General features: G+C 47.1%; 8 protein-coding genes. 4 read left to right on the top strand and 4 right to left on the bottom strand.

Annotated features, from left to right (window positions below; genetic code table 11):
- Positions 1–15: 15 nt before the first annotated feature.
- The 3 genes from C400_RS0106235 to C400_RS0106225 form a co-directional block, all read right to left on the bottom strand.
- Entirely contained in the window at positions 16–2,691 is a 2,676-nt protein-coding gene (locus C400_RS0106235) for a PAS domain S-box protein (protein ID WP_017426355.1), read from the bottom strand.
- Between the two features lie 353 nt (positions 2,692–3,044).
- Entirely contained in the window at positions 3,045–5,198 is a 2,154-nt protein-coding gene (locus C400_RS0106230) for a glycoside hydrolase family 6 protein (RefSeq protein ID WP_016821398.1), read from the bottom strand.
- Between the two features lie 587 nt (positions 5,199–5,785).
- Positions 5,786–7,300 (bottom strand): alpha-glucosidase/alpha-galactosidase, encoded by a 1,515-nt coding sequence (locus tag C400_RS0106225; protein ID WP_016821399.1) that lies wholly within the window; start codon positions 7,298–7,300, stop codon positions 5,786–5,788.
- Positions 7,301–7,518: 218 nt separating this feature from the next.
- Here C400_RS0106225 and C400_RS0106220 point away from each other — a divergent pair, with 218 nt between their 5' ends.
- The 4 genes from C400_RS0106220 (at position 7,519) to C400_RS0106205 (ending at position 12,899) form a co-directional block, all read left to right on the top strand.
- Positions 7,519–8,517 (top strand): substrate-binding domain-containing protein, encoded by a 999-nt coding sequence (locus C400_RS0106220; RefSeq protein ID WP_017426354.1) that lies wholly within the window; start codon positions 7,519–7,521, stop codon positions 8,515–8,517.
- Entirely contained in the window at positions 8,514–9,959 is a 1,446-nt protein-coding gene (locus C400_RS0106215; protein WP_017426353.1) for a sensor histidine kinase, read from the top strand. Before C400_RS0106220 ends, C400_RS0106215 begins: the two co-directional genes overlap by 4 nt.
- On the top strand, positions 9,934–11,274 hold the full coding sequence (locus tag C400_RS0106210; RefSeq protein ID WP_017426352.1) for an AraC family transcriptional regulator: 1,341 nt from the start codon (positions 9,934–9,936) through the stop codon (positions 11,272–11,274). The genes C400_RS0106215 and C400_RS0106210 overlap by 26 nt, the downstream gene beginning before the upstream one ends.
- 224 nt (positions 11,275–11,498) lie before the next feature.
- The gene (locus C400_RS0106205) at positions 11,499–12,899 is read left to right on the top strand and encodes a sugar porter family MFS transporter (RefSeq protein WP_016821403.1); all 1,401 of its coding nucleotides are present in this window, start codon (positions 11,499–11,501) and stop codon (positions 12,897–12,899) included.
- Between the two features lie 107 nt (positions 12,900–13,006).
- Here C400_RS0106205 and C400_RS0106200 read toward each other — a convergent pair whose 3' ends face one another.
- The gene (locus C400_RS0106200; RefSeq protein WP_016821404.1) at positions 13,007–13,918 is read right to left on the bottom strand and encodes an AraC family transcriptional regulator; all 912 of its coding nucleotides are present in this window, start codon (positions 13,916–13,918) and stop codon (positions 13,007–13,009) included.
- Between the last annotated feature and the right edge of the window lie 76 nt (positions 13,919–13,994).

Raw genomic sequence — 13,994 nt, 5'->3', positions numbered from 1 at the left:
CACGGCTATTTCTTTTTAGCCTTCCTTTGAATCATAAGGCTGATCACGGCTTATATTCGCAAGTGTGTGCCCTTCCGGCAGTTTTAGATCCAGTTGGAACCGGAATGTTGCTCCTCTGGCCTCGTCACTATCTACACCAATGGAACCCCCCATTAGCTTGACCAGGTTTTTGCAGATGGACAAGCCAAGACCTGTCCCTCCATATTTCCGGTTCAGTGCCGGATGAAGCTGGGAAAAAGGCTGAAACAACAAATGCTGACGGTCTGCCGGGATGCCGATTCCAGTATCCGTTACACTAAACTCAATCAGGCATTTCTTTTTACGGCGGCTGTAAGCCTTTCTCTCCACAAAAATATTTACACGCCCTCGCTCCGTAAATTTGATCGCATTGCTCACCAAGTTCACCAATATCTGTCGGATACGCACATGATCACCGACTAGCATCCCTGGCATTTCCTGATCTACATGCCATTCTAGCTGGATTCCTTTTTCCATAGCCTGCGTCATAAATAGGTCAGCTACACTGCCAACCACATCCTCCAGCACAAAAGACTCATGCAGCAACGACATTTTGCCAGCTTCGATTTTGCTCAAATCCAGTATCTCATTCAATATCTGCATCAAAGCGTTGCTACTGCTGGTAATAATATCGATATAGCTACGCTGCTCCTCATCTAATTCCGTGTCTGCCAGTAATCCTGCCATGCCTATAATGCCGTTCATCGGTGTACGAAGCTCATGACTCATCACAGACAGGAATTCTGACTTGGCTCGATCGGCGCGTTCGGCAGACTCCTTGGCCCGAATAATCTCCTTTTCATTCGTCCTGTCTACAAAAACCATCACCGCTCCTTTTCGTTCGCCGTTATCCATCAAAGGGCTGATTCGATAGGAGGCCAGAAAACTGGACCCGTCTTTTTTCCAAAATACAGCTTCCTCTGCCTGATAAGAAGCGCCGCTGCGAATCGCTTGGAGAATAGAAGCCTGCTCGTCCGGAAAATGGCTGCCTATTTCGTCAGCATGGCGAATGACGTCTATACATGAACCGTTCAGCGGGTTGGCTGATCCTATGCCGAACATCTCAACAGCTGCCGGGTTCATAAAGCGGACATGTCCTTCGGTATTCAAACCCACAATTCCTTCGGATACTGCATTCAAAATAAGCGAATGTTCGTTACTGAGCTTTTCAATCTGAGCAATGTAGTTTTTAAGAGGGGTAACATTCTCTATAATCCCGTAACAGCCTACAATTTCTTCTTGCACGAAAATCGGGATATTCGTCATCTTGATGAATAGACGCTCCCCCTCCTTATGTATGAATTCCGATTCATAGGTTTGTGTCTCCCCCTGTTTGGCCATTTCGATATGTCGTTTGATTTTGTCCTGTTCCTCAGAGGAAGCCATGACAAGTATTTCAGCTCCAAGAAGCTCATCCCTCGTATAACCCGTAAGCTTCTCCAAACTCGGATTCACGCTCAAAATATGACCTTCCATATTCATGGCGCATATCCCGAGTGGATTATGCTGAAATAGTGACTTATAACGGTTTTCACTTTCACGAAGACGTTGCTCGATTTCCCGGTGCTCTGTAACATCCTGTATCATCCCGACTACTTGAACAGGCTTGCCTGCATGCTCGTCCATCTCAGCTTCCCAGATCGAGCGCAGTACCTTCTGTTCCCCATTGGGCAATACAATCCGGTAAAAGGTTTCTTCGTGAATTCCCTTTAAGATCACGTTGTTGATAATTTGCTTCATCCGTTCAGTATCTTCGGGATGAACTGCCTTCATGAAAGCGTCAATACTTGTTTCAACCGGCTTGACACGATAGCCAAATATGCTGCGAAATTCCTTGGAAAAATGCATAACATTGTTGACCAGATCCCAGTCCCATGAGCCGAACATCGCCAACTGTTGAGCTTTTGCCAGGTTCTCCTCGCTCTTCTGGCGCTCTGTGATATTTCGTCCGATGGATAGAACTCGCTTGATCTTGCCCTGTTCATCCCGAATAATACGGTACGATACTTCCAGCCACAAATAATGCCCGTCCTTATGACGTACACGCCGCTTCATGATGCCTGTTTCCTTGAACATTCCATGTACACGCATGTAATCGGCATCTTCGATATGGTAAAATTGAAGCCGTTTTTTGCCGAGCATTTCCTGCTTCGTATAGCCAAGGAGTTTTTCCACCGAAGGAGAAATATATTGAAGTATGCCGTCTGCCGTGCTGTAAGAGATGACATCCGGCGTATTTTCGGTAATCAACATGTACAAATCCTCATTGTCCGAAAGCACCTGCTCCATGTCCTTTTTCTCCGTGACATCCATTGCATACGCAATCAAATAAGATTGTTCGGTAGCCTCATCATCAAATATGGTTAATTCCAGCGATAGCCAGACAGTTGTTCCCCGTTTATGCTTCAAACGCAGCTCTGTCTTGTAGACTTGATCCGTAGCCTTTAGCCAACCTGCATAGGCCTCCCTCAGCCCTTGCTGATCCTGAGCCTCATTATACAAGAGATGGTAATATCGGATATCCAGTAATTCCTCCTGCTCATATCCGACCATTTTGCAAAAGGCGGGATTGACATAAAGACACTTCCCCTCCCTCGACAAAATCACGATTCCTGTCGGGGCATGATTATACATATGTTCCAGCAAAGGCAGTCGTTGAGCAGCAGAAAACAAATGAATCTCCTCCTCTATATGAAAGACATTAAAACATGTATGCACAAAAGATTGCCGATGCAGGTTCATCGGCAATCTCTAGATTATTTTTTTATACCACCCGGCTAAGAAAATGACGCAAAAATCGCTCAGCAGTGAGTTGCAATTGCCTTCTCTACCGAGATGTTGCTAAAAGTGGTTGTTGACCCCCACAGTAGATTAGTATTCTTTCTTCATTATACACAATTTGAATGCTTATTCCCTTGGTCATCGAATTCTTTATTTGAAGACGTTAAAAAAAAGGCTACAGCAGTTGTGCCGCAGCCCTTTTTCAAACAATTATCAGTTATTCAAGTGTATATATTCACCTATTCCTAAGGCTCGATTCCCCATACCAGCTTATCGTTGTGGAACAATGTTACTTTGTTCCATTCAGCATAAGAGGTTTTGGTTGGATCGAAGGAATAGTCATTGGATTCGTTCAGATTAGACCAGTCGCTATTGTTCATGCGGATCTGAATATCACCTGTTTGCGCTCCAGCAGCAAGCGTGCCGGCAGCAGCACTGAATCCAATTTCAATATAGTTGTCTTTAATGGTACGCAGCACGTTATCATTACCTACTTGCGCCCAGTCTACCGCAGATTGCAGCTCTTGGCTGCCATCTTTCGTGAAGTAATAGCGGATTTTAAGCTCGCTCAACTTCACTGGTGTTGTCCCTTTATTTTTGAGGTTAAAGAAAGGCTTGGCAGCGTTATTCGCTGGATCCGTGTCCCCAGCACGATACATTACAACCAGATCACCTGTTGGATCTGTAGGATTCGTTGGATCTGTCGGTGTACCTTTTGGCTCAGCGCTTACCGTTGCGGAATCCTTACTTGTTCCTTTCGCATTCGTAGCACTTACAACATAGAAGTAAGTTGTTCCGTTCGTCAGCCCCTTATCCGTGTACTCTCTTTCCGTTACAAGAGGCGCAACGGTTGTAAAAGGACCTGCTTCGCTAGTCGCGCGTTTTACCGTGTAACTCTCGGCACCAGTAGACGCATTCCAAGTCAGCGTTACTTGAGCATTGCCCACAACAGCCTTTAAGCCTGACGGTACAGCTGGAGCAGTAGGCGCTGGGTCTACACCACCAGTGGAAGGCACGATTGCAGGGTACGCATTTTGTACCAGCATTACAAACTGATCATGGAACCATGCTCCTGAAATAGGTGCATTCGGCAAAGCATCTGTTAATGTGCCATCCTTGGTTGTATAGGTAGGATCACACATACGGTCAAAGCCTTTACCCTCATCGTTCGGGATGAGTGAGCTGGAACCATCGGAATCCCCTGGAGGTTTCGCCCAGACATAGGCATCGATATGACCAGCTGGAGCCGTTTGTGGCGGCGTTCCCATACCTGCTCCGCTGTTATTACACCAGTTACCACGGTGTGAGCGTTTGTCTACACGACCGGAGTTTACATAGGAGTTAATATCATTGCCGACTGCGGAAGTCGGACGGTTAGGTCCTCCCCATCCATTACGGCCTGTATCAATTAACATACCGAGTGAGCTCGGCCAGCCTGCGCTGACAAAATCTCTATGCAAGGACTCTGCAAAATCCGATTCATCGAAATTAGGATTCCATTCGTAGTACTTGGACGATTTGATAGGCTGCCCACCGATATTCAGGTTTGGATCAGGCAAATTAGGTTCTGTCAGCGGTGAAGTATTGGCTGTATTCGTGATAAAGCCATCTACACTGGACAGACCTTTGCTCGTGTCTTTGAAAATAGTTGTAAACAGGGATACCGTTGCTGAACGGTTGTTATCCCAGCCTAACCAACCAGAGTGACCGATATCTACGTATTTGTACACGTTAGGAATCTCGTTCAGCTTATTCATTGTGTATTTAACACCAGCTTCGTAAATCCCTGTGGACTTGGCTTGCGCACATTTCGGATCATCCAGATTGGTTACCAGATTTGGCAAGCTATCCGGTTCAATGATCGCAACGATACGAATATCCTTATATTTGGGATTTGCAAAAATAGAAGCTATTTTGTCAATATAATCCTTTTTATAAGTTTCCAGACCTGCCTGGGTCAGCGGCAATTCACCATTGGAAGCCAAGGCATGACAATCCCGTCCGGGCAGATCATACACAATGAACTCCGCCGTAATCGGTGTGTTGCCTTTCTTTTGCGCCAATACTTGGTCTAAATGTGCCTCCAAGCCAAGCTTGCCTCCACCGCCGTTAATAGCGGCGATACGATCAAGCCAAACGGCTGTCGGGAATGTTTTGACCGTTTGCATTTTTGCCTTCAGATTCGCATCCGTAACCTTGGCAATCGATGTGTCGACACTAGCCGCATAATCAGGGCTAACGTATTTTGTCGCCCCTTGGTAAGGATTATCGACATGGGATTCTGCATGTATTTTATCCGTAAATCCTGCACCTGGTAGAAAGCTGCTTGCGACGAGTGATAGCGCAAAAGCATACTTCATTCCTTTACGAAGCACTTGCTTTGTTTTCAATTGCTTCACCTATCTTTCCGTAGATTTTGTTGAATCTTCCTATGTCGGCACCTGATTGTTATATGATTAAATGTGTGTTACGCCTACTCTCTCCCTAGAAAAAGTAGCGTTCATAGTTGCGAAAGGTAAGCGCTTTCTATTTGTTCATGCGCTCACATTTTTCCCCTTTTTGTCACCTCCTATGTTAGATTATAGTGAGCTGGAAATCTGCTGTAAATTGAATAAATTAAGGACTACAATTATTAATTCGGCATATGAATTGCCACACCGACGGTTCGGCATGGTCTCTCTTTTTTTGAGATTGGTTCTATCATTTGTTGAACTTCCCTGCTATGACAAGCCCTCAGGAGATTCAGAGTCGACAGTAAAAGTGTGGATTCATAAAAAACAAGACTGTATTCTTTAATTTCCGTCAGCCCAAATCGACAAGGATAAACTTTAGGCTGCTATCTACGCCAATCGTTAACCTATCGACAGCAAAAAAAGGATGTTTCAGGCCTACGACCATGAAAACACCCTTTTATTGTTGTTCAATCCCTCTCTGCTCATTAGCAGGTCCATGGAATGAGCGTTACTGCAATTGTACCAAATAGTTGTTACGCATTGCTGTTCTGTACTTTTTCGCGATCCTTGCCTTTGTCAGATTGTCCTGCGTTTTTATTGGCAGCATCCCGATCCAGCTGCATTTCTTCAACCGTCTTCACCTTAAGCCGTGCTGCTCCCTCATAAGGTCGGGTTGGAATCAGATCGTCTGTAGCCAAGCGTTGGCGCGCCTCGGCAATCGCTGCCCCGTATTGCGGCAACCATGCTTCCTGTGCCACCAGCATCTCATCGACCAGCTGCCAAATTTCTTTCGGATTACACACCGCGCCCACTAACGGGTCCATCATAAACGCTTGGCGTAGCAGCTTATCGTCTCCATGTACAGCCGCTTCAACAGCCAAACGCTGAACGGAAATACTAACATTGCACACGGCAGCAGGACCCAGCGGCAGTTCTCCAACTTGCGGCATAGAAATACCGTTCCGATCCACATATCCAGGAGCTTCAATAATCGCATCGTCCGGCAAGTTGGAAATTACACCGTTATTCACGACATTAAAGTGCCCCCGGTACACACGTCCTGTTTCCAGGCTTTCAATAATGTATGAACCGTGCTCTTCACCTCGATGCTCTGCCTTGTACTCCAATGGATCTTCCTTCATCCAGTTAGGGAAATCTGTTTCAAACCAGTTACGTCCTTCCGTACATACACGCAAATAGCCGCCTGTTTCTCCGTTGATCCAGTTGCCCAGATCAATCCAGTCCAGAATTTCATTCGGACGCTTCCGATACCAAGGCACATATTCACTGAGATGACCATTCGACTCTGTGCTGTAATAGCCAAAACGACGAAGCATATCGATGCGTACCTTTTCGGTGCGGCTAAATTCAGGATGTTGTTCAAAAGCCTCCAGCAGTCCGGCTGTTAGATCCTTACCCTTATGCGAGGCCTGAATGTACCATGTTTGGTGATTGATTCCGGCGCATACAATGTCCACATCCTGCTTCTCCAGACCGTACGCCTCGGCAATTTGGTGATGCCCATTCTGGACGCCGTGACATAGACCAACCGTACGCACGCCACCGTACTTGTTGCAGGCCCAGGTCATCATCGCCATTGGGTTCGAGTAGTTCAGCAGCAGCACATCCGGTGCACTTAGCTCGCGGATATCTTTGCAAATCTCCAGCATTTCAGCGATACCACGCTGGCCATACATGATGCCTCCTGCACATAATGTATCGCCCACGCATTGATCCACACCGTATTTTAGCGGAATATCCACATCGGTCGCAAAGGCTTCCAGACCGCCGACGCGGATTGTACAAATGACGTATTTGGCATCCTTTAGAGCTACCTTTCGATCCGTAGAGGACTGTATTTGTATGGACAACCCATTCTCACGAATATCCCTCTGACACAGTTCAGTAACCATATCCAGATTGTGCTGACTGATGTCCGTAAAAGCCACTTCAATATCGTTAAACTCCGGTACTGATAACAGATCTCGCAAAATTCCACGGGTAAAACCGATGCTTCCTGCTCCAATAAAAGCTACTTTAAATGACACGGCATTCAACCTCCGGTAATTAGAATTGTAATATACCGTCATTGTAGCAATATGCCTGTAGAAAGCGTTATCAAAATCATGACCAGATTCGTACTTAGGTGTCAAAAATCCTAACTTTCGCATCAACAGATGCTACTTGCCGTTGACGAAGCTGCGTGTGCTTCTCTTGTTTACTGTATAATGATTTGTGTCTCTAAATATTCCCAAAGGAGCAAGACATGTCAAACCGTAAATGGACATTTATCCTTATTCCCGTATTCCTGCTATTTGCCTGGCTGTTGTTTCAGTTCACTCTGTCTTCTCTTCAAATTCACCAATTTGCAGAACAATTGAAGACGGTTTCACCAAACGACGGGGGTTCCGATACAAAAGTGGTATTGATATCACAAGAGCTGGACAATTATTATTGGCGGTCCATTGAACAAGGAGCTCGAAAGGAAGCAGAGCAGTACGGTATGAGGCTCGATTATATCGGACCGGACCGCATTAATCCGTCCGAGCAGATCAAACTGCTGGATAAAGCGATCGCCGCCAAGGCAGATGCGATTCTGGTTCAAGGGATAAATGATCCAGAGTATCGACGATTAATCAACAAGGCTGCCGCACTCGGCATACCTGTCATCACGATCGATACGGATGAGCCGGACTCCCGAAGGCTGGCTTACGTCGGAACGGATAACGAAGGAGCAGGAAAACAGATGGGCATGCTGTTGGCGAAGGCCTCTGGGGAGCATGGCGATATTGGAGTTATGATCAGCAGCGAGCGCGTCGAGAATCAGCGGCTCAGGCTTGCGGGATTTCGTTCTGTGATCAGCCGCTATCCCAAGCTCCGCATTGTGGAGATTCGCTCCTCAAATATTTCACGGCTTCAGGCAGCCCAGCAAGCTCAGAACATGCTCACCCATTATCCGCAGATTCACTACATGGTCGGATTCAGTGCGCTGGACGGCCTTGGCATTCTGGAAGCCTCGGAGCGGCGCGGCGTGCGGAATTTGCAGATTTTCGCTTTTGACGATATGGCCGAGACGTTGAAAGCTATCAAACATCGCAAAATCGAGCTCACCCTTGTTCAACAGCCAATGGAAATGGGGGCTAAGGCTATAAAATTGCTGAATGTTTATCTAAAGGGACATGATCCCCAGGAATTAACATACACCAGGGTATATGAAGTGCATGCGGACACTCCCGACAACATGTCTGGAGATGACAGACGATGACGATCAGAACGAAGTTGCTTCTGTTCATCCCTCTTCTAGTTGTGTTCGCCAATATCATCGCTTACTTTGTATTCCAAAGCGGGAAGGTCGTCCAACAGAGCTACGATGAAATGCTTGGCCGAATTCTTCTCATCGAGCAAACCTCCGAATCGGCGGAGAGCAACTTAAATCTCCTCTATACCTATCTGCTCAATCCAAGAGACGATACGGGTGTGCAGGGCCCGACGGAATACCAATTGAAACAGCTGAAAGGCAGAATCCAGGAAGTCTCTGACTCGACCGATCCTTCTTTTGCCGAGGAGGACTACATGAATCTGTTAGCCACATTTCTTGAACAGAAGCAAGCTGCAGTTCTGGATGCAAAGGCACAAGATCCTCAATCGGCTTTTGAGCATTACATTGAAGCGGAGAAAACCGTCGGCTATATTCATGAGGAGGGCCAGCGACTGATCGATGCTGAACTGGCTTATTACCGGCCGCTCATCGAGAACATTCGGAACAAGAATGAGCAAATGAACGGATTGGGAGTGGCGTTGTTCGGCATGAACGCGCTGATGGGGGTTTTGCTTGCCATCTGGGTCTCGCGCAGCATTACGGGCCCTGTCGGCAGACTGGTCGGACTGGCGAAGCGAATCGCCACAGGTGATCTGAATATCGAGCCCCAACCGCGGCGAGATGACGAGCTAGGCGTATTGGCAGACGCCATTTTGCAAATGTCCGCTGATTTGAGCATCCTTATCGAAAAGGATAAACAGAGTCTGGAAATGCGGCGGCTTGTGAAAGAGCTAGAGCTTTTGGCTCTGCAAAATCAAATTAACCCGCACTTTTTGTTCAATACCTTAAATGTGCTCTCCAAACTGGCGATCCTGGAAGGGGCGGAGAAGACCAGCGACCTGATCGTTTCGCTGTCCAATCTATTACGGTACAGTCTGCAAAAGCTGGACAAACCCGTAACGCTCCAGGAAGAACTAGACCATATAAGCGAATACGTAACCATCCAGCAGGCGCGTTTCCGGGACAGAATTCGCTTTGATCTTCACTTTGACGCTTCCGTACTTCAGCAGCAAATTCCAGCCTTGACGATCCAGCCATTTATTGAAAACGCCTTTCTTCATGGTGTAGCTGATATGGAAAACGGAGCCATTATCACATTGACGCTGTCGAGAGCGGGCGAGGATGTGCAAATTGAAATTTCAGACAACGGAAAGGGTATGACGGAGGAAACCCGACTGTCCGTGCTCCGTTTAGAAGGTGGAGCTGAAAGCAGCAGTTCAACAGGACTTGGAATGCAAAACGTGTTTAGGCGGCTGCAATTGTTCTACGAAAAGGAAGGAATGGTTGAAATCCGAAGCCATATCGGATTAGGTACTACCATAACAATACGAATTCCAGTCAAGAAGGAGAGTGAGCAGACGAATGTATCGGTTGTTGATCGCGGATGACGAAGCTTTGGAGAGGGAAGGACTGGAATTGATAGTGGAACGGGCAATGCCGGGGGTATTTCGGTTTATTCATGCCGACAACGGCCGCATGGCGATCGAATGTGCGGAAGAGCACCGGCCTCATATTGCCATTCTGGATATTAATATGCCCGGAATTGACGGGCTTGGGGCGCTTCGTGAATTAAAGGAGCGTCTTCCTGATACCCGTTTCGTGCTCGTCACCGCCTATGATTATTTTGCTTATGCACGTGAGGCGCTTTCTTTGGGCGTAAAAGAATACATTCTGAAGCCAGCGAAGCGAGAACTAATCATCAGTACACTGAAACGACTGATTGAAGAAATTGAATGCGAGAAGCGAGCACGCACGGAAGAATTGGAGCTTAGGCACAAAATCTCACAGCTGATGCCGCTCGCAGAAAATGAGCTGGCTTTAATGCTTATGGTCGACCAGACGGTGGATTCGAGCGCTTCTCAACTGTCGGAATGGCTGGACTTTCCTCTTGATCAGGGAAGCGCCATCATTGCTGCCTTTGAAGGATATGCAGACGAGCAGGACAAAAAGAAAATTTACGATCATTTCCGAAGCTATGTAAAAACACATGGCCCCAATTCCATTGTGAGCTCCCTGATCGACCATCATGTGGCCACTTTTTTACAAAAGCCGCCTGCCACCAGCGAAAACGACTGGCAACAGCGGATTAAGCATCTTGTTCAACAGCTCTCCGAGCTGGCCCAGCAGCAATTTGGCATAAAGACAGCTATTGGAATCGGCTCGCTTCATAGCGGCGAGGAAGGACTTCGCAAGTCCTATTTCGAAGCCGTTTTTGCCTCCACCCTACGCAAGCGCGATGGAGGTTACTGCCACTTTGATGAACTGAAGTCGTCAGAGGCTGGAAACGCCTCTGTGCTTGCCGTCAAAGAGGAGAATGGAATGCTTCAGCAGACGTACGTCATGTCAGCATTACAACGGATACGCGAACAGCGGGAGGTTCAAACACTGACTATGCTGGGCAGAGCAAAGATGTATATCGAGGAACGGTTCAACGATGACCTTTCACTGGAAGAAGTGGCTGATTTCGTCCACTTGAATCCTCACTACTTCAGTAAAATTTTCAAACAGGAATATGGAGAAACGTTCATCGACTTCGTAACCAGGTTAAGGATTGATAAAGCTATTGCTTTAATTAAGGAGGGCAACCTTGCCCTGAAGGAAATCAGCTTTGAAGTGGGTTATAAGGACCCGAACTATTTTAGCCGTGTCTTTAAGAAGATAACGGGCGTTCCTCCCACGGAGTTCAAAGGTCAAAAATCGTAGAGCTTCGTCCATGCCGACCATCGGCATGGATTTTTTTAAGCTCGAATGACAAGGTAATGCTAGATTTAGCCCCTCCGTCTCCAATTCGGGAACTGAAGCCAAAATCGTGCGTGAAAAGGTCCGTTTATTGAAGACGATCACCGGCCTTTCTTTTATAAGCGCATGTTATACTTCTCCTCGAAGAACGGAATGAGGTTCTAGGAATCTGGAGGGGAGATGATCATATGGGAGTAATCATCCATAATGAAAGCGCTCAACAGAAAGCGCTTCAATCAGAAAAACCCAATATGCTTTTTGTGACGTTGGTATCCATCGTAGCTGCGCTTGGAGGCATACTGTTCGGTTTTGATATCGCGGTAGTTTCGGGAGCAGTTGAATTCCTACAGCAGCGTTTTTCGCTGAGCGAATTTCAGGTCGGTTGGGCAGTGTCGAGTCTGATTGTAGGGAGCATCACGGGTGCGGCTCTCTCCGGCTACATGAGTGAAAGGATCGGCAGAAAAAAGGTATTGCTGGCCGCCGGATTTTTATTTGTCATCGGCTCGATCTGCTCTGCAATTCAAGATACGTTCACCGGGTATGTTATCTTTCGTATGATCGGCGGCGTCGGCATAGGAATCACTTCCACCATTTGTCCGGTGTATAACGCGGAGATCGCTCCCGCCAAATACCGTGGCCGTTTGGTTGCTTTAAATCAGCTGGCGATCGTAACGGGTATTTTCCTCGTTTATTTTCAGAATTCGTGGATCGTCAGCCTGGGGGATGAAGCCTGGGGTGTCTCAACAGCCTGGCGCTGGATGTTCGGAGTGGGAGCTGTTCCGGGACTGATCTTTATGCTCCTGATGCTCTTCATACCCGAAAGCCCGAGATGGCTTATCAAAAAGAATCGGCCTTATGAAGCGCTGCCAATTCTGCTGAAAATTCACGGTGAAGAAGCCGCTAAACAGGAAGTACTTGATATCAAGGAATCGTTCAAAAATGAGAATGACTCATTGAAACAATTGTTCGCTCCCGGTATTCGGGTCGCTCTCTTTATCGGTATCATGCTCGCCATTATGCAGCATATTACCGGCATCAATGCCATTTTGTATTATGCACCGGTCATCTTTAAAGGAATGGGGCTCGGTACGGACGCTTCTTTGACCCAGACCATCTGGATCGGGTTGATCAATGTGTTGTTTACCATCGTATCCGTATGGCTGATCGACAAAGCGGGACGAAAAGTTCTACTAATGATCGGTACCTCGTTGATGACCCTCTGCTTGATCATTATTGGAGCCGCATTCAAAATGGGTCTAACCACTGGACCGCTCGTGCTCATCATGATATTGATCTACGTGGCCTCCTACGCTATATCACTTGGGCCAATCGTATGGGTCATGATCTCGGAGATCTTTCCGAACCGTATTCGCGGCAAAGCTGTCGCCATTGCTTCGATGGCATTATGGGCCGGCGATTATCTGGTCTCCCAGGCATTCCCCCCTCTGCTGAGTTCAGCTGGTCCGTCCAATACCTTCTGGATATTCGGAGCCATCTCGTTGTTCGTCGTAGTCTTTATATGGCGCAAGGTTCCCGAAACCAAGGGGAGATCGCTTGAACAGATGGAAAATATGTGGCTCGAAAAATGATCCAAACTCTAGCTCTCAAGAAGCCCGATACGTTTTATAATGCTTGAAATCACACGACCTCTGAATTCATACCGACCTAAATCGGTAATGGTTCAGAGGCTTCTTTTTTAGCTTCCACCCTCCTCCGCATAATTCCTCACATCGCGCTCGACGGCGGTGCGGTATTCAACAGGAGTTTTGCCTGTATGCTTTTTAAACAACATGTGGAAATACTGTCTGCTGGCGACGCCAACATAATCGGCAATTTCCTGAATGGGAATGTCCGTTTGCTGAAGCAGCATACAGGCCTTGTCCATTCGCAGCATCGTTAAATACGCGGTAAGCGTGAGCCCCGTATGTTTTTTGAAAATTCGATGCAAATACCCTGGGTGCAGATTGACGGCTGCGGCCATGTCCTTGACTGCAATATCCCGGTCATAGTTCAGATGGAGAAATTCAATGCATCGCTTGACGTACATATCCGTTTGCTGCGTATTGCTGCGCTCTGCCTCTTCCCGTAAACGTGCAATTCGTACAAGCAATTGCATAAAAAGCATTTCTGCCATGGCACCCGGCTGTTCTTTACGTTGATCCAGCTCCAGCACGAGACTTTTGAGCGCATAATATACCTCTTCCGGGTCTGATAGCACCAGATATGGGAATGGACGCGACATAAAGGCTGTGACTTCCTGCTCCTCCGCTGCTATTTGTTGGATAGATGGTCCTACCCTCACCCCTTCCTTAAAGCCAAACTCTACATTCAGCATCCGGCACGGTTGTTCTCCTTCCACCACCAACCGATGCGGGACGCCTGCATCCAGCATAATAAACTCGCCTTTGCGCAGCGTAATGCTTTCTTCCGTATTCTTTCCGGTTTGTACATCTATCCTGCACAAGCCAGAAATCATATACATAATTTCAGTGGAATGATGATCGTGGTAAGACATCGTATAGTCACGCCATTGCTTGTAATAGTAAGCAAAAAAACGGGGAATATAATCCCCGTCCCGCAGTCCTGGCTCAAACAGACTTCCGTTCATCCCCGCACCTCCGCAAAATAAATCAGGCTAATATGGCAAAGTATATGTACCCGTTCTATTTTCACAGTTTAGCAGA

The organism is Paenibacillus sp. ICGEB2008, from assembly GCF_000307675.1.
Taxonomy (GTDB): Bacteria; Bacillota; Bacilli; order Paenibacillales; family Paenibacillaceae; genus Paenibacillus; species Paenibacillus polymyxa.
The sequence above is the reverse complement of the archived record's forward strand: the minus strand, read 5'-3'. Positions and strand labels throughout refer to the sequence as shown.

Excerpts from the sequence above, each read along its gene's own strand:
- C400_RS0106200 (WP_016821404.1), bottom strand. The coding sequence starts at position 13,918 with ATGAACGGAAGTCTGTTTGAGCCAGGACTGCGGGACGGGGATTATATT.
- C400_RS0106220 (WP_017426354.1), top strand. The coding sequence starts at position 7,519 with ATGTCAAACCGTAAATGGACATTTATCCTTATTCCCGTATTCCTGCTA.
- C400_RS0106210 (WP_017426352.1), top strand. The coding sequence starts at position 9,934 with ATGTATCGGTTGTTGATCGCGGATGACGAAGCTTTGGAGAGGGAAGGA.
- C400_RS0106215 (WP_017426353.1), top strand. The coding sequence starts at position 8,514 with ATGACGATCAGAACGAAGTTGCTTCTGTTCATCCCTCTTCTAGTTGTG.
- C400_RS0106205 (WP_016821403.1), top strand. The coding sequence starts at position 11,499 with ATGGGAGTAATCATCCATAATGAAAGCGCTCAACAGAAAGCGCTTCAA.